The 17749-nt window shown below is 58.9% G+C and carries 10 protein-coding genes, 2 pseudogenes and 1 riboswitch; of the genes and pseudogenes, 2 read left to right on the forward strand and 10 right to left on the reverse strand.

Annotated features, from left to right (window positions below):
• Positions 1–865: 865 nt before the first annotated feature.
• From I6F09_RS24610 to I6F09_RS24625, 4 genes and pseudogenes are all read right to left on the reverse strand, one after another.
• A pseudogene (locus I6F09_RS24610) lies at positions 866–1034 on the reverse strand (transposase); the annotation flags it as partial.
• 70 nt (positions 1035–1104) lie between these two features.
• Positions 1105–2649 (reverse strand): acyl-CoA dehydrogenase family protein, encoded by a 1545-nt coding sequence (locus I6F09_RS24615; RefSeq protein WP_225189235.1) that lies wholly within the window; start codon positions 2647–2649, stop codon positions 1105–1107.
• A 1020-nt stretch (positions 2650–3669) separates the two neighbouring features.
• Positions 3670–5310: a chaperonin GroEL gene (gene groL / locus I6F09_RS24620; protein WP_225189236.1), complete on the reverse strand. Its 1641-nt coding sequence runs from the start codon at positions 5308–5310 to the stop codon at positions 3670–3672.
• Positions 5311–5393: 83 nt separating this feature from the next.
• Positions 5394–5708, reverse strand: coding sequence for a co-chaperone GroES (locus tag I6F09_RS24625; RefSeq protein WP_128932171.1), 315 nt, complete (start codon positions 5706–5708; stop codon positions 5394–5396).
• 240 nt (positions 5709–5948) lie between these two features.
• Here I6F09_RS24625 and I6F09_RS24630 point away from each other — a divergent pair, with 240 nt between their 5' ends.
• Positions 5949–6158, forward strand: coding sequence for a hypothetical protein (locus I6F09_RS24630; protein WP_225130948.1), 210 nt, complete (start codon positions 5949–5951; stop codon positions 6156–6158).
• 298 nt (positions 6159–6456) lie between these two features.
• Entirely contained in the window at positions 6457–7104 is a 648-nt protein-coding gene (locus I6F09_RS24635; protein WP_346730130.1) for an FkbM family methyltransferase, read from the forward strand.
• A 720-nt stretch (positions 7105–7824) separates the two neighbouring features.
• Here I6F09_RS24635 and I6F09_RS24640 read toward each other — a convergent pair.
• The 6 genes and pseudogenes from I6F09_RS24640 to I6F09_RS24665 form a co-directional block, all read right to left on the reverse strand.
• A pseudogene (locus I6F09_RS24640) lies at positions 7825–8191 on the reverse strand (hypothetical protein).
• Positions 8192–9643: 1452 nt separating this feature from the next.
• Positions 9644–10810: an acyl-CoA dehydrogenase family protein gene (locus tag I6F09_RS24645; RefSeq protein ID WP_225189238.1), complete on the reverse strand. Its 1167-nt coding sequence runs from the start codon at positions 10808–10810 to the stop codon at positions 9644–9646.
• Positions 10811–12466: 1656 nt separating this feature from the next.
• Complete coding sequence (locus tag I6F09_RS24650) at positions 12467–13210, reverse strand: carbonic anhydrase (RefSeq protein WP_225189239.1); 744 nt, start codon at positions 13208–13210, stop codon at positions 12467–12469.
• Between the two features lie 10 nt (positions 13211–13220).
• A complete protein-coding gene (locus tag I6F09_RS24655) occupies positions 13221–13928 on the reverse strand; it encodes a thermonuclease family protein (protein WP_225142062.1) in 708 nt (235 codons plus the stop codon).
• A gap of 1797 nt (positions 13929–15725) precedes the next feature.
• Positions 15726–16508 (reverse strand): nodulate formation efficiency C protein, encoded by a 783-nt coding sequence (locus I6F09_RS24660; protein ID WP_225130922.1) that lies wholly within the window; start codon positions 16506–16508, stop codon positions 15726–15728.
• Between the two features lie 342 nt (positions 16509–16850).
• The gene (locus tag I6F09_RS24665; RefSeq protein WP_225130920.1) at positions 16851–17126 is read right to left on the reverse strand and encodes a hypothetical protein; all 276 of its coding nucleotides are present in this window, start codon (positions 17124–17126) and stop codon (positions 16851–16853) included.
• Between the two features lie 411 nt (positions 17127–17537).
• Positions 17538–17741: riboswitch (cobalamin riboswitch) on the forward strand.
• Positions 17742–17749: the final 8 nt, after the last annotated feature.

Below are 17749 nucleotides of genomic sequence, written 5' to 3' on the forward strand. Positions count from 1 at the left end.
TTAGCAGAAACGTGACTCGGCGCCCAAAAGCCCCACGCATACACGGAGCAAGCGCTGTCCCTACCACGCGCCGCTAACTTCAACGGCATTGTACACGGACTAGCTTTCCGAAAGCTGACGAACCCGACGCGATCTATAAAACGAAAGCGGCCGGTGTGGGTGGGTCGATGCTCCTGTCTGGAACCCACGCGTCTGTCCAGCGGACGTCCGACTTAAGGGTATGGTCAAGCATAGACACAAGCCGATCTCTTCAAAGAGGTCGTGAAACTCGCATGTGCCATGTGCCGCAGAAAGTGTCATCAGAAGCCCATCGATGTGTGCAAGGCGCGGCTCTGCGACATCATTCACGAAAGACGATCCATTATCTCTGCGACTTCGACGACAGCTGGGCCCATCCGATCAAGCGCGAAAAGTGATCCGACAACAGGCGAACGAACGGCCTTCCACTCTTACTCGATGCCGCCGGATGTCGGCGGTGTGCCGGACTATGTCGGAATACCTCGATGTCATAGGTGACCCCTCTCGTCCCGAGCACGGACATATGCGTCCGTGCGGCCCAGAGAAATTCGATCGCCGCTTCATCGACCGGATAGCGCTCGAGGCCGCTGTCTCCGCATTGTCCGGAAAATGGAAGGCGCATAAGCGCTTCACGCGGGCGAAAATAGCCGTGAAGCGCCAGTCAAAACGGGATCCGATCTACGCTTGCCTTTCACGGACCCCTCTTTCTCGACATTGTGGTCGGGTGTCACGTAGATGATACGATGCGATCGTGTCCCATGTCATAGTGCAACGGGCGGCGGGTCACGGCGTCCAGCGGCTGGAGCCGGGAGGTCAGTTGGCGATCGCCGGTAGGCTTGACGGTGGGATCATCGCTCAACGTTGCGATGGCTTCCAGCGTCATGTAATGGGCGCGCTGGACGGCCCATTCGTGGTTCTGATCGGGCAGGAATTGCACCGATGAGGCGGACGATGGCGTCCTCGTTGGGGAAGATGCCGACCACCTCGGTCCGCCGATTGATCTCGCCGTTGAGTCTTCGGCTTTCCGGAGTTGCATAGTCGCGCGCGGGACCACCAGGTGGAAAGAGGTCCGGCATCCGCTAGTTCTCAGACATACTGCACTAGCTTAAGGTAATCGTCAGTGAGAACAGGTGAGCGAATAGAACAAGCCGCGTCTTGAAGGAAGGTGGTCAGAGTCCGACTGGCCCGATTGCGGACTTCGACAGATTGCCGTGCCGGCGCGCGAGTACGGAGAGTTGCTAGCTCGGAACTGACCAGGTCAGCCGCTGCTGCGGCGCAATCTGAGATAGAGAAGCAACCAGCAGACATGACAGCTTTTGCCAAGCCCAATGTGGTGAGCCAACCCGCATAGATCAGCACGGCACCGTCTGTCTCATGGAGCCCAGAGAGTTCCTCAATTGCAGCAGCATGGACTGAAGCCGCACCAACTGACCGAAACAGATCGGCTATTTCATCACGGGTGGCTTTAGAGAGGAGGCAGCGGCCGAGGTGTGATAAGAGCGCCTCAGTCGGACCTTCGAAGATGCGGAGGATGCGAGCGTCTCGATAGATTTTAGCTAAAGGCGTTCCCTCATCGTAACCACGGCCACCTAACAGCTGGACGCATTGATCAGCGACAAGACCGCACCATTCCGAGGACAAAACCTTCGTTGCCGACGCAAGGTGGACGTTGGGCGCGCCCTGCGCTGAAACAAGTCGGCAGGATGCTGCCAGCATCGCCTTCACGACTTCCCGCCGCAGCACCATCTGCCCAAATAACTGCTCGATGTAGCTGTTCTCGATCATACGCAGTTTACCGAGTCGACGATGGCTTGCATAAGAGGCTGCGAGCTGGATAGCGCGCTCAAGCGCTCCAAGACCCATAGCAGCCACACCGATGCGGCCGCGGTTCATACTAGATGACGCCGCGCCCCAGCCGTCTTGATCGCGAGAGAGCACGTAAGCACGCGGCACCTCGACATCCTGAAACTCCAGAGTATTCTGAATAATGCCACGTAGACCGAGTGTGCGATGCTCGTGCGTGACCTTTAGCCCTGGAGCCTGCCTGTCAACGAGTACACCAACGAGCCGACCTTTCGCATCGGGACCAGACGCGCGAGCAAAGCAAACGATCCAGCGAGCCCAGTCAGCGAGGCCGATCCAGATCTTGCGGCCAGAGATCCGAACTTTATCTTCGCGCATGAGAGCCGAAGCTTCTATATGCCTCGGGGCAGAGCCAGCTCCAGGCTCGGTCAAAGCGAAAGCGCAGAGATCGCCGCGTGTTGCACCCCGAATGATATGCTTTTGTTCGGGGATGTGCGGTGCCGCTTCGATGCAGGGCAAGGCTAGGAAGTTATGGATGACGAGGGTGGAGGCAGCGGAGACGTCGAAGGATGCAGTGGCGGAGATGAGGTCGATGGCCTCTTGCAAGGAAAGAGCTAATCCGCCGTGCTCTCCTGGTGTGGTGAGCCCGAACAGTCCATGCCTTGCCAAGATGCTGTGTAGGGTTGGAGGGAATGCTCGGCGGTCATCAGCGTCTGCGAAATTCAGCTGACTGAGGTCAGCGATCAAACTGGAGAAAAGTGCAGCTGCACGGCCCTCAGCTGTGCGTTCCTGCGCCTCACCGAATTGGGCGTTAACCTGAGTATACATAGCCATAAGGCCCATAATGATCCCGGCCCCGCTTCGGGCCAATTCATCCGCGTGGCTAGCTTGGCTACACATTGGTATAGTGTGGATGCAAGCGCAGTATAAGCACGTTGTCGGGGACGGGGGTTTATTGCGCCTACCGCTTCCCGGCCGATCTCAGCGCCGATCAGTTCCTCAGCCATGCAGACGCCCAGGAAACGTGGGGATTTGGCGCAAATTCTACAACAAAGAATGCTCCCGGAGGGCAATCGGCAATAGATCGCCGATTTTGCTGCGAACCCACGTGGCGCAACCAGCCCGCCAAAGTGTTCAGAGTCGTAAAACTCGACTTCTGGGTAGTCCATAGTTTCGGTCCCGCTGCATCCTCAAAAGTCATTCCCCGTGATTTGCCTGGCCGTATGCTCAACAGCCTCAATTGCGCAACCTGCTGACACACACTCTCTCTAAAACAGATATCATGGTAGGACCCTGCGGCGGAGTTCAGGGCCCGGTAGGCGAAGCGGAGCCCATCCGCGAGGACAAAAATGAAGCGCACGCTAAATCATGGCACTTCCACGGGACATCTTGTGGCTCTTGACAATGAGCATTCTCGCTGAGGGGTTTCAAACAAGCGCTCTCGCCATGAGATGTAAGTGCGAAACTGCAGGAAAGGGTATTTGGGCGCTTGGGACCACGCGTCAGGACAGGAAAGTAGGCAAGAAGGTCGAAAGCGGGTAGGCGGCGCCGGATAAGCCCCAGACGAAGAGTTCAAACACTCAGCAGAGGTAGGTTCGTGAGACTGAAATAGCGACAGGCCCACTTCCATCGCAGTGCTGGACCCGTTTAACGTGGACCGAGGCCATGTCCCCGCCGAAGGAAAAGTCACAAGCAAATTAAGTCTGGGCCCTACCGCCGTTCATACGGATAGGCGGATGGGTTGGGCCTTTGGCGCGGCTTGCAAGGGCTACGTTGCAAGCTCGCCCGAGCAAAACCCTGGCATTCGTGCCAGGGTTTTTCATGTCATCGATACTTTGAGAGAGTGGATCAGAAGTCCATACCGCCCATGCCGGCGCCTGGAGGCATTGCTGGACCAGCCCCGGCCTTCTTCGGCAGCTCGGCAACCATCGCTTCCGTCGTAATCAGCAGCGCCGCCACCGAGGAGGCGTTCTGGACTGCGATGCGCACGACCTTGGTCGGGTCAATAATGCCTTTGGAGACAAGGTTGCTATACTCGCCTGTCTGCGCATCGAAGCCATAAGAGTACTGCTCGTTGTCGAGGACTTTGCCGACCACGATCGAACCGTCTTCACCGGCGTTGATCGCGATCTGGCGGGCCGGCCAGGACAGCGCCTTGCGGACGATCTCGACGCCGGTCTTCTGGTCGTCGTTCTTGGTGCGCAGACCCTTGAGCTGCTCGGAAGCCCGGAGCAGGGCGACGCCGCCGCCCGGCAGGATGCCTTCCTCGACTGCCGCGCGGGTCGCGTGCATCGCGTCATCAACGCGATCCTTGCGCTCCTTTACCTCGACCTCGGTCGCGCCGCCGACGCGGATCACCGCGACGCCGCCGGCCAGCTTGGCGAGACGCTCCTGGAGCTTCTCACGGTCGTATTCCGAGGTGGTCTCCTCGATCTGCGCCTTGATCTGGGCCACGCGCGCCTCGATGTCGGCCTTCTTGCCGGCGCCGTTGACGATCGTGGTGTTCTCCTTGTCGATCGTCACCTTCTTGGCGCGACCGAGCATGTTGAGCGTGACGTTCTCGAGCTTGATGCCGAGATCTTCCGAGATCGCCTGGCCGCCGGTCAGGATCGCGATGTCCTGCAGCATGGCCTTGCGGCGATCGCCGAAGCCCGGAGCCTTGACGGCCGCGACCTTCAGACCACCACGGAGACGGTTCACCACAAGCGTGGCCAAGGCCTCGCCTTCGACGTCCTCGGCGACGATGACCAGCGGCTTGCCACTCTGCACCACGGCCTCGAGCAGCGGCAGCAGCTCGTTCAGCGAGGAGAGCTTCTTCTCGTATATCAGGATGTAAGGGTCCTCCATTTCGACCCGCATCTTGTCGGCGTTGGTGACGAAGTAGGGCGAGATGTAGCCGCGGTCGAACTGCATGCCCTCGACGACGTCGAGCTCGGTCTCCAGCGACTTGGCCTCTTCGACCGTGATCACGCCTTCGTTGCCGACCTTCTTCATGGCGTCGGCGAGGAACTTGCCGATCTCCTGGTCGCCGTTGGCCGAAATGGTGCCGACCTGGGCGATCTCCTCGTTCGAGGTGACCTTCTTGGAGTTCTTCTGCAGGTCCGCAACGACGGCCTCGACCGCGAGATCGATACCGCGCTTGAGGTCCATCGGGTTCATGCCGGCGGCAACCGACTTGGCGCCCTCGCGGACAATCGCGGCGGCCAGGACGGTCGCGGTGGTGGTGCCGTCGCCGGCAGCATCCGCCGCCTTCGAAGCCACCTCGCGCACCATTTGGGCGCCCATGTTCTCGAACTTGTCGTCGAGTTCGATGTCCTTGGCGACGGCAACGCCGTCCTTGGTGATGCGAGGCGCGCCGAACGACTTGTCGAGCACGACGTTGCGGCCCTTCGGACCGAGCGTGACCTGCACGGCATTGGCGAGGATGTCGACGCCGCGCAGCATGCGGTCCCGCGCGTCTACTCCGAATTTGACTTCTTTGGCTGACATAAAGAATTCCTCAGTTCTTATTTTCTCTTCCTTCAGCGCGCCCGTCGGGCGCTCGCCAGGGGGTGGGCTGTGCGAGCGCTGGGTTAGGCGGCTTTCTTCGTGGAAAACACATCGGTGAGAACGCCCATCACGTCGCTCTCCTTCATGATCAGCAGGTCCTGGCCGTCGATTTTGACCTCGGTGCCGGACCACTTGCCGAACAGCACGCGGTCGCCGACCTCGATGTCGATCGGAATCAGCTTGCCGGTCTCATCGCGGCCGCCCGGGCCGATTGCAATGACTTCGCCCTGCGAAGGCTTTTCCTTGGCTGTGTCGGGAATGATAATGCCGCCAGCGGTCTTCTCATCGGCGTCGATGCGCTTGACCACGACGCGGTCGTGAAGCGGACGGAAATTCATACAAGTCTCCTGAGCGTCTGAACAAGTTGGAGATAGTCACATTGTGACGAGCCCAATTACAGCAAGAGTCAGGCCAAAAATGAGCTGAACGATCATGCCTGCAGTTCTGCTGAATCGTTGCCTGGTCTGCGCGTGTCTTTGTCCGGAAGCAAGCGCCCTCAGGTACACAGTCCGCCAAGCTGTTGCGAAAATGACATTGCGTTGCGTCGGAACACCCGGTTGATCCCAGGGTTCCTCAACTTGGCGGCCCTTACACCGATCGAAGCGCCGGCGTATTTCGACGGCGGCGGCCTGGCTGCACATAATTGGTTCGTCTTACAGCAGCATCTAGGAGCCGGGGAAACGTGCGGCGCACAAGATTCATCGAAGGGCGGGTTCGAACAATATGAGATCCTCGCGCATAATAACGATTATGCCAACTATCTTGAGCGCGGGACCTTCAAGAATTGATCTGGACCGAGCTCGATAAGGTCATTGCACGCTGGTACAAACCCAGCAGAGGCCCGCCATGAGGAAGGCGCACGTGTCTCCAGACAGCGAGAGGTTGCAGGGCAGTCGCTGCACCTGTCGGTCCGAGAGGTTTCCCTTTTTATGTCCATGGCATCCAAATAGCCGTCATGGATCAAGGGGACTGAGGGGCTTACGAATAATATACGTTGATATACGTTGTGCCGGCGCATCTGGCGTGTGATTGCAGCTTCGAAGTTCGAAATTCACGCGATCTCCGCGCCCAATGGGAAAAGCACCTGTGTCCTCTGTAGAAGTCCACCAGTACATCGTCTCACTTCTTCAGAAGCCGAATCCAGTCATCCTGGATATCGGCTGCAATGACGGGACCGATACGCAACAGTTTCTCAACCTCTGCCCGCAAGCTCAGCTCTACTGCTTTGAGCCGGACCCCAGAGCGATCGCGCGCTTCAAGAAAAAGCTGGGCTCGTCCCTCAATAAGGTGAAGCTGCTTGAAATCGCGATCAGTGATCGAAACGGGATGATCGACTTCCATCCAAGCAATGCAGATGGTGATGTGAAGGAATGGGACCTCTCCGGCTCAATACGCCGCCCAAAGAATCATCTCACTGAGTATGATTGGGTCCGATTCGATCGCCCTGTCTCGGTTGAAACGCGGCGGCTGGATGACTGGTGCGGCGAGGCGGAGCTGAACACGGTCGATTTCATCTGGATGGATGTCCAGGGAGCCGAAGCCGATGTTATTGCCGGCGGCATGCGGACCTTGAGCAACACGCGCTTCATCTACACGGAATATAGCGACCGTGAGCTCTACGAAGGGCAGTTGTCCCTGCAAGCCATTCTGGACTTGCTACCATCATTCGAAGTGGCGGCCCATTATCCGCGCACAGTGGAAGGTGATGTATTGCTCAAAAATACGCGCTTCTAGTGGCTGCTCGTATCGAGCGCCTCATTCATTGCTGGGAGACCTGACCAGCGCGCTCCATGCCACCCAAAGCTGCACAATTGGCGTCATGAAGGCGAGGGGATGTCAGTAGCCGAGCGGGCACTCCGGTTTCCGGCTGCCATTGCAGACCACACGCATCACGTCGGCGTCGGGCGGGTGGTGGGTCTCTGACAATCATTTATTTGGCGAGCCGGCACGACCGAGGACTTTGCAGCCAGCAGGCCGAGCCGTTTCATATGTTTGAATCAACACTGCCAGCTGGGGCTCGAAGCGTGGAATCATCTGAACGGCTGCTGATGGTCTGAACCTCTGGTAAGCTGGTGCACTGCTTCGAAGCAACTGGTTCTCGTAGTTCCTTGTCTCAATCGGAAAGCGAGCTGAAGCATGTGTTTATGCCATATGAAGGTCGCCGTGAGGCGTCCAGCATAACTGCAGCAGCCGATTGTCCAGCAAAGCGTGCGGCGCAGGAGAAGGGGGCCGCGATCATCAGCGGCCAATCTCGTGCCGGATCGGATCAAGACCGCCATCGTAATCGCGGTTACTTGCTGCTCATGTGTCGCAAGCGGAGTTGATCATCGAATCTGCGAGCACGCTCGGCCCGTGCGGCTGCGGCGCGATGACGAAGATCGGCGAGCATGTCAGGAAACGCCTTGACGTAATGCTGGCGCAATGGCCGAAGATTCTCCTAGCCGCGCCGCCCGATCACCCGCAATTCCAGATCGGCCCGATCGGCGTCCGCGTCCAGCACGGCCCGAAACCGCCGCCATTGTAGCGGCCGCCGGCGGAAGCCGGGGCGGCCGAAATAGTGCCATTCGCCATCCCAACCGTGGTACTGATGAACCGGGTCAAGATACCAGTGGCGCCGGTCGGCGCACGAGAGCCGGCGCATCGCGTCCTTATGCCCGTAGAGCGGAATGCTGTTGCTGAGCGGCTGGCGATAGCCGGGCAGGAAGCCGTAACCTTGCCAGACCGGCTTGGGCCGCTTTTGAATTGGCGCAGCGTTCGCGACGACCGACAGCAGCGACAGGATGATAGTAGCAGTTAGACACACAAGGCGCGCGACATGGATCGACAATAGTCGGTCTGTTGCGCGGAGGCTATTCAAATTTGGGTGCAGAGTCCTGCGCAATCTTGCGCAGAATTGTTCTCTCAGCTGATCACGCCCTTCCTGATCAGAAAGCACGCATATCCGGTGCTGTCACCCACCTGCACCGCGCCAGCCCTAAGCCTTAGCGCGAGAAGATCCGGACATGAGAGTTTGCTGCGACTGATGGGGCGACCGACCCAGCGCTCGATCTCGGTCTGCACCGTGCGTGCGTCCGGGCACACGGTCGAGATCGTCGACCGGCATCATCACGCGCGCGGATCGGCGAAATCTCAAGCGGGTAGAAGGTTAGGATGGCGTGGACAGTCTTCTCCATACTCATGCCCGGGAGCTGGATCAGGCGCTCCGAGCAGAGTCGTGGGTGCCCGGGCCGCGAGGGTGGTCGCCATGGCCCATGGAGGCGAGCAGCCAGAGCAGCTCGGGCACTAGGATCGGATCAATCGGCTTCAGGATGTGATGAACTATCCCCTCGATCATTCTGACGTTTGTCTCTGTCTCCCCAAGCTTCGCAATCATCAGATACCACGGGCCAGAACAGTCCAAACTGTCGTCGATCGGTGGCAAAAAAAAGCCCGGCCTCATTTCGATAGCCGGGCCGAAGTCAGTCGTCGACAGAGGGAGAACTGTCGACGGTTATTTGCGGCAAAACGTTCACCGCAAATTCTAATTACGAAAGGATTAATGACCGGAGAAATCTCGCGCCTTTTCCTTTCTATCAGACGATATTGACCGAATGCGGCTCAACGCTGGCTCGCACAAACCTTGAAGGGTGTATTGTCCGTTATCCTGAGGATCGTCGAAGCCATGGTGATAAAGTGAGCGTTGCCGAACAGAGACGATCCGCAGCTGAATGGCGTCAATGTGTCGTCCGCAGAGCGCAGCAACCCAGCTTCCCCTGGGCTGGGACGAAGTACGTTATTTTTCGCATGCGAGCACTCGTTGCCCGTTCGCGCGATCCCGCACGCGAGGGCCCTCTGCTGCACACAACGACCGCATTGGCATCATCGTCTCACCGATGGCAGGAAGCCGCCGGCCGCTCCGATTTTCCGGGCATCCTCGTCATCTATTTCTCATGGTACACCGTGACGTCGCGTGCGATTCAAGGCCTTTTAGCCCGACGATGCAGATGTTCTGGAGCGTGCTGGCGCGTGTCCGGAATGTGCGGGCCGGTTGATCTCCGGGCCGATAGCCGCCGAGCGGTCGTATGAGGAAATGGGGCAAGTGCGGCGGGGAGGGGATGCTCTATGGAGATGCGGTGGTGTTTTTGAGAAGCGCCTGACCGCAAGAGTCTCTCTCTCTTTCTTGTCCTTTAAACAAGGCCGGCAGGCCGCCAAGTCCTTGCAACCGCAGGCCGCATCATATCGCAGGCTCTGCAATTCGTAGCTGCAGAGCGTGGGGGGACCTGGGTGAACCACTTCATGGAAAGCCCGGCTGTGCTGCACTTCCGAGCAGGAGTCGGCCGGCGCTCTGGAGCGTTCCCTCGTTTAGAGCTGCGTGTTGGGCAACCACGAAGCTGTCGCACATGGCGCGCGCCAGATTGCTGGTGGTATAGAGCGACGTACTTCCAGCGAGACCGCTCGCAATCCTACAGACCTCAGCGCTCTGCCGCGCGGCGTTCGTTGCGGCGAGTCGCATCAGCGTCGCCGTGCTCCGGTTTACCGCACCCTTGAGCGCTTCCTTCCACAGCTCCTCGGTGGCCTCATAGAAGAAGGAACGGGCGGAACGCAGCATGGCTTCGGCTCTGGCCATCTCCAGTTGGACATAGCCGCGCTCCGCCATCACGGGCGCTCCAGTGATCGAGGCGCGGCTTCCGGCCATGGCGACCACCTCGTCTAGCGCCGAGCGCGCAATACCGATGCCGACAATTGCATGCACCTGCGCAGCGAAAGCCACGGACGGATAACGATAGACCGGCCCGTCGAGTGTCGGCGGACCGCCGCGGATCAAGGTCCATTCCTCCGGCACAATGACATCGTTGACAACGACGTCGTGGCTGCCGGTGCCTTGCAGGCCGATGACGTCCCAATTGGGGCGGATTGTCACCTTCTCGGCCGGCATTACGGCTACACGCACAAGGTCACCGGTCGAATCGTCTTCCACAGTGATGCCAACGCCTATCAGGTCCGCGCCCGGTGAGCCGCTGGCGAATGGCCACACGCCGTTCACGACAAATCCGTCGGTGCTTCGCCTGGCGGGCTGGAGTGGGAAAACCGCACCTGCCAACACCACATCAGGTCCATTCGCGTATACCTTGCGAAGCGTGTCGTCCGGAAGAGCAGCGAGGTAGCGAGCCCCATCGCCGAAGCTGGCGACCCAACCGGCGGAGCCGTCGGCTTCAGAAATGCGCTCGATCAGGCGACAAAACTCGGCCGGCGTTCGCTCCTCACCGCCGAATCGCCTGGCCGCCATAGCCCGATAGACGCCAACGCGCTTGAAGCCCTCGATGATCTCGTCGGGAATCTGCTGCGCTCGGGCGAACTCGTCTCGACGCGCGCGGATATCGACCAGTAGCGGCGACAGATTATCCCAGGTCGCAGCCGTAGCGTCGGCTTCTGCAGTGATCTTCTCTGGTGGAGCGTTCATAAACTTTCCTCGGGAGTTTAGCCGATCGACGGCGCGTGTCATTGATATGGATTGCCCGCGCATGGCGAAGCCGGCCGGATTGATACCCAGCCGGAGGGATCGTCGAAACTGTCGCAGTTGATAATCGGCTGTGATGCGATTGCAGGCGGTTGCCAGTCCAAACCGCACCCCGAGCGGATTGGCTCAAAGAAAAGGTGTTGAGGGCCAGGAAGGCTGATCGAGATGTGGCCTCGATGTTGCCATTGAGGCTGAACTGGCAAGGCAACCGATATGAGGCGGCGAGATCGATCCGCCTCTGCTGCACTATGTTTCGGACGGCTGACGGCAGCGCTCGTTTTGTCATGTCTTATCCAACGGACAGGTTGTCACAATTGGGGCTCGGCCGGCGCGAACCACGTTGTGAATACCTGACTTGGCGACCGGTACCCCAAGCCTGCGGCTCGTTTCCATATCCCCAGCAATCGACGTGCCACCAATCATGTCTGCCGGTCGTGGCTGAATCGAGCGAGATCACGTGACCCGTGCCGCGCCAGGAGGATGCTCGCGCCTCCCGTGTCTGATACCAGGCACAAGAAGTCATCAACCGAACAAGACGGGAGGAGAACGACTGAAGTGGACCTCGGCCGCGGACCAGTCGGGCTCGGCTTGCCTGCTGGAGTTTCAGCCCCGCTGCGATCTCCTGGGACTACCAACAGCGCAATTTACCGTGGTCGCGGAGCCTGAGCGGCAGCAACGCCTGATCAGTCTGGTCGACGATGCGTTGGTTGAAGAGACTATGGACGACGTGCGATGACCGCGCGAGTCGCGATCATCAAGCTGATGTCCGCATTGGAAAAACGCACTTCAAAGGTGCACGCCGGCCGCGAAGATGCTCCTTTCCGATGCGCCACTTCGGAACTTCCAATGACAAGACCCGCCTGCGCAGAGCCACGAGTGCCTTTTAGATGGCACGTCAACGCGTCTGTCGATAGTTGACCGTCAGGCTTCACGAACTCCGGCGCGGGCATAAAAGATTGTTCTCCGCTCGAGCCGATGGTCGCCATCGTCGTGCGCGCGACAAGTTTCTGTTTATGCTGATCCAAGCTAGGCCCAAGACAGATGCAACAAGGCTGCTTTCCGACACTTGTGGTCTCCCAAATGGCTGATGCAGAGAGACGTCCGATGCCTACGCGAGTAGCTATTTTCTTTACGTCGGTCGGCTGGTTAGTCATGTCGGTCGTAATCCTGCTCTATTTGATCTTCGGCCCTGGCTGAGCCTGGTGATCATAAGCAGGACCATAGATGGCTTGCCGGATCGGGAGTGAGAGTCTGCCGGAATTGTCGCTTGTTCCGGGGGCCGAGAGCTCAGACCCTGCATGCCTCGCACCGCGATCTGCCGCTTGACCCCCCTCGCGCATTAAGGTGCAGGCTTGAATACTGTTGGCCGCGATATGAGTGTTTCTTGGTGCTGGCCTCGCGTTGCCAACATGAGCGCGTAGAACACAAGGAGGATTAAGAGGCCGCGCATAACATAAAGCTTCCCGAAGCTATAACAATTGTGGAGCTGATTGTACTCGGTGCAGTTGATGCAGCCGATGCACGAGCGAATTGCGCGGAACTCGACGAAGCCCTGTATCAGGCGGCAAACGACCAGCTGGCCGCGCGAAGGTGCCAGCGTCAGCTCAGCAATTCGACCCTGCCGGTGTCGAGCCGATATAGCCCCCCGACGACCTTCAGTCTGTTCTGCTCAACTGCCGCGTTGAGAATCGGCCCCGTCGATTTAAGTTTGTTGACATTATCGACTACATTTTGTCGGGTTGCTTCTGCGAACGTGTCACCTGTTTGCTGGCGAGATGCTGTTACTGCAGGCGCAAGCGCAGCGATGAGGGATGAAATGTGCCCCGGCGGCGGCTTATCGTCGTGGAGCGACTTGATCGTGGCGTCTATCGCACCGCAATGATCGTGGCCAAGTACCAGGATCAGCGGCGTATTCAGCACGGCGACCGCATATTCCATACTGGCGAGCGTGTCATCGTTGGCGAAGTTGCCGGCGAGGCGGCAGACAAACAGATCACCGAGTCCGCTGCCGAAGACAAGTTCAGGCGCCACGCGAGAATCGGCGCAGCTCAGAACCGCGGCATATGGATTTTGCCCATCCACCAAAACAGAGCGCTCGCGCTTGAAATCGTCGCCTCGTGATACGCCATGGACATAACGATCGTTACCTTCCATCAGCCGCTTCAGGGCAGCATCCGGCGAGAGCAGGTTATCCGGCTTGGGCGGCGTTTTTGCTTCCTTCGCATCGACAATGTTGTTGTCAAGCCGCAGGCAAGCCGCCGAAACAGCGAACAGCAACAGCGAGCGGCGCGAAGGCGCGATCTTGGTCAGATAGGACATATTCGGATAATGGCCTGCATGCATGCATCTCACCTCATCGCGCGGCTTTGCGCCACCCGGTCGCTTCGGCTTCCGATTCGCTGCAGAGCCAGCGTTCACCGGGCTTCTTCGTCATGTCGATTTGTTCGTAACCGAATTGCCCGGGCAAGTGATAAAGTCGCTCGCCGTTGTGGCCCACGGTGCCTTTTATCAGACACTCTGACGAGGGCGGGTCCGATAGCAAAGCGGATCCGAGCAGGAGCTCCTGAGCGTCGATCGGAACCGAGCTCGCGCCGATGATGATCGTCCCCTTGTTGCGGCGACGCCAGTCCCAGGGCGCGATGAACGCCCCCGACCACAGCCCCGCATAGGCTTTGCTCGCCACAACCTCATAGATAACGTACGTATTGGCAGAAGGCGACGATAGTGCCCAGCCGGAGCGTACCATCCAGGCGTTCACGTCCTCGCCTTCGATGAAGCAACGGCCACGCGACCTGCCGTATTCATCAACTCCTGTGGTATGACAATCCCACGTTCGTCCGTTCGAATGCTTGATAAGCTCGTCGCGAGCAGCCACGCCGCAAGCCCATTTCCGGCCGTGGGCGTCGAGGCAAATCTGGTCAGTCTCAGGAGCGTCGATGCCTGAGAGCCGAAGCGTGGTTTTCTCGAGCTCGATCGTATTGCCGTCGAGGATGCGCGGAGGGCCGCTGAGCTTCGCCGCGCAGACCGGAGATGTGATGACAGCCAACAATGCGACCATCATTACGCGGTGTTTCATTCCGACAATAGCCTTTCGTCTTGATTCATGTTCACGTGCGATCCGGCGCCGCGTTCGACGCTTAAACGCACTATGTCCGTTATCGGGCCGCATCTTTCGACGTTTGCTTTATGAAAGCTTGGCCCTCATTTCCAAGCTACGACCTGACGCTGCGTGAGGTTCAAGCGATTTCTTCCGGTGTGCGTATCGCGGTATCCTTCGAGCCTCACCGGTCTCACTCAGTGGGCGCGCACAGCACCCTCTCTCGGCCTGAGGAGGAGATCCCCATCGCTCAGCCGCCAACTCGGCATGCGGGAGAAAGCCGAGCCTCGGAACGCTGTTTCTCACGCGATTGAAGAAGAAAAGCGCCTGTGAATTGTGACAGTCGAGTGGAAGTCAGGCGTGGAGGACAGCAACCTGGCTATGCTTTGTGCCAACCCCCATCGGCACACAGAAGGCTGCCGACGGTTTCGGCGAGAGCGATGACATTTTAAGTTCTTGCCACGGAAAGACCGACGTTCGAAAGAAATCTGGTCTCGCGTCCTATCAGAGATTTGGACGAAAGGCGCCACGGAGTCCAGCTCAACGCTCGCAGCGCAAGTGAATCGGTATCGTTTGCGCAAACCGCGGAAAACCAGGAGCTCTCTTGAGAGCCAGCCGGGATGGTCGGGTGGTGCCGCGGCCCCGTTCGGAGAAGGCCAGGATTTTTCATGACCCGGTCGGCGCGACTGGCGGCCGCTCTTTCGTTGTGCGCTTCCCCGTACTCACGTGTTGAGAGTTACCCAGCACGGCATGAGGGCATGCGTTTGCGCCGGGAAAATTTAAGGACAACCATGTGGAGCCGTGGCTACTTCGTATACGCACCGGCGAGGGGTAAGCCGCCCGCGTGTTCGGACGATCGCGAGTGCCGTCCTGATGCCATTCGGTGCGAGGCGTCAATCCACAAGGCCCATCGCGGCATCCGAGCAGGTAGCTCTGGTGTGGTATGGCCGACTCAAGCTACACATCATTCTGAGCCACCTCACTACCCAATGGAAATGAAATGGTTTCAGCCCCCCGGGAATTGCCCGTCTCTTCTTACGCGCTTGAAGTGGATGGCCGACTCAGAGCTGAATTCGCAACCAAAGACGGCGCCAGGGCAGGTGGAGCAGAACTAAAGAAGCGCTTTCCCATGCTTCAAATCCGGATCTACGATGCGCAGACGAATGCGTGCGAGGAAATCTAGCGGGCGACTCAGTCCGGTCTTCGATGCCTCGCGCACGGCTCCGGCTCCTCGTTGGGGGCACTTGAAGGACCGGTGGTCAAGCCGGGGCCGCTAACACTGCCCCATTACCCTATTAACCGGTTTCGTCGCAGCAGTCGATCCCGCGTGCCACCTCGGCCTCGGAATGGTCACGCTCTTGCGGGTGCCAGTCAGTCGCGCGATGCGCGGTTCGCACGCCGGATCGGGCTTGGGCCCGAGGCATCTGCAGGCCCAGTCCCGTGAAGAATGGCATGGAGAGCTGGTTCTCTCGCAAATGGTGTCCTTCCACTGCGTGGGGTGCGCCGAGGTCAAGCCGCCTCTCGCAAGGCGGCACGCGCCGCTGAGCTCGACTCCTCGCAGAAAGAATCGGAGGTAATCGTGCTGCCCCATTTTCTCGATGGCCGGCTGAAGGCCGCGGGAAAGCTCGCGACTGTTCAAGGTGTAAACACCGGAGAGTTTAGAGCTGATAGTCTTGCCGTTGCTCTGAGGCGTTCGGCCCTGCAGGAGCTACGGCGCGATCTTGCTCTGCGCGATCATTTACCGAGGCCTTTAGCTCCCTTCTAATCCTCCCGTTCCTTTGGCTCCATGCGAGCGAACCAGGAGCCAGGAGGAAAAGCCGCGATACGCTTGGCAAAGGAGGATTGCGGCTCCCAATCTTGTCCTTCGCTCTTCTCGAAAGTGATGACCCCGTTGTATGTAAAATAGCGGGGCCCTGGGATATTACAGTTCACCACAAGCAAAACGCGCCACAGATCACCTTTCTCGGTCGGCTTGTCATTCTGCTTCGGCAAGTAGTCCACTCCAACAGGATCAACGATAGTGCAGCTGCCCTGCCGCAGAAGATCACCGAGCCGACCTTGCATGGTCGTCACAAAGTTGAAGTTGGCCGGGTCATGCAGAAAGCCAAGATTTGCGTCCCTTTCGCCATCCTTGACTTCACTGGCGATCAACGAGAGCGCGAAGGCGCGCCAGCCCAATTCCATTGGCTTCGCATAGGTCGACGCAAGTTCAATCGTCCCGTCGAGCGCGACCTTCCAGGTGATAACGTACTCTTCGTCTGATTTATCATCCCGGTGCCTGGTCCAAGAAACAAAAACATATTCATTTTGGTCAAGTTCAGCGACGCCCCACATCCGAGGGACGAACTGTGCCACCTTCGAGACGTTGGAGATAACTTGTTCTATTGTCTCACCGTCTTGCGCTCGCCACGTTGACTTGACTCTTTCGACAAGGGGGCTGTCGTTAGCGCGAACAGTGTTGCTCGTCGCAGCCAGCCCGGCCAGGCAGATCAGGGATCGACCGAGCCAAAGCCATAGCGCGCGTCTTCCTGACGTTTTCTTCATAACCGTCGGCCTATCCGGTCTCATCCACACGTCATTCCAGAGCAGGCAACCTTCAACCTGTTATGCGCGAGCGCAAGAAGTTAGCGGCGACGCGACGGGGCGACCACTGGTTTTCCCGTGCGAGCAGGCGCTCCCCTCTATGTCACGCGCCGCTAACTTCACTGCCACCGACAGCCTCAATTTGCTGTGCTGGACATGCCCAGCAGGAGGACTGGGCAGGCAGAGGACGTGCATTCTTCGTGCCAGATAATAGACGGCAATTCGCACCGGTTTTGTGTCCTCTTTGTCGACTTTCCGACTGGCGCATGTCTCGATGTTTCCGTTCAACCTCTCCAGCACGGCTTATGCATCCCCGTCACGCACCGGATGTTCGACGGCACAGCGGAACGCCTCGGTGCCAAGTTCCTGATGAGAAGTGGCAGCACGTTTGCCGTCATTGAACCGTGTGGTTCGGTTATCGTTGCCGGAATGTGGGCTTTTGATCGCTGCCATGCCTTCGGGCACTTTCGGCCAAGGGGCCATGGCGCGTTTGGCGCTCCTTTCGCGACGTCCGGCGCTCCGGAAGTCGAGAACAGCCTCAGTCAGGCGCGCTTTGTACTCGATGGCGAACGACGGCAAGCCGATCTTCGCCGAGCATTTGGGGTGTGGCTGGCACCGCAAATCAAACGTGCTGCCCGGGTAAGTTGTAAGTTGCTGGCTTAGCCAAGTGTCTTGGCCTATTCAACACTGATCCTGTTGGTCGAGAAGGTGGCTGGATGGCGCGCGTGCTCGAAAAACCGCTGGGAAGCTGGGACTGGCGACAAATGCGTTCTGCTCGAGGCAGCGGCCCCGACCGCGCAAGCCGCATTTGTCCTTTCCACCGATCTGGCGTGCAACCCGCGGGCAACTGCGATGCTCATTGCGGTATCGCTGATTGGAGAGCACTGCTACATCATCTCAATGCTAGAGATGCACGGTCATTCGCGTAGCAGATGTCGCAGCATCAGCTTGAGACATGATCTGAGAGGTTGACGGAAGACTGCTCTTGCCGATAATCCAAGTCGTCGAGGTTCTCCGGTTTCCATTTGATCCGGAGCTAAGAGGGAAGCCGGTGAAAATGCCGGCGCTGCCCCCGCAACTGTGAGCGGCGAGCCGCTGTCCAACGACGTCACTGAAGCCTGCGCGGCTTCGGGAAGGCCGGACAGCAGCGATGACCTGCGAGCCAGGAGACCTGCCCCGACACTATATTCGTCCACGGGCGG

This window comes from Bradyrhizobium sp. IC3195 (assembly GCF_020193585.1).
GTDB classification, from domain to species: Bacteria; Pseudomonadota; Alphaproteobacteria; order Rhizobiales; family Xanthobacteraceae; genus Bradyrhizobium; species Bradyrhizobium yuanmingense.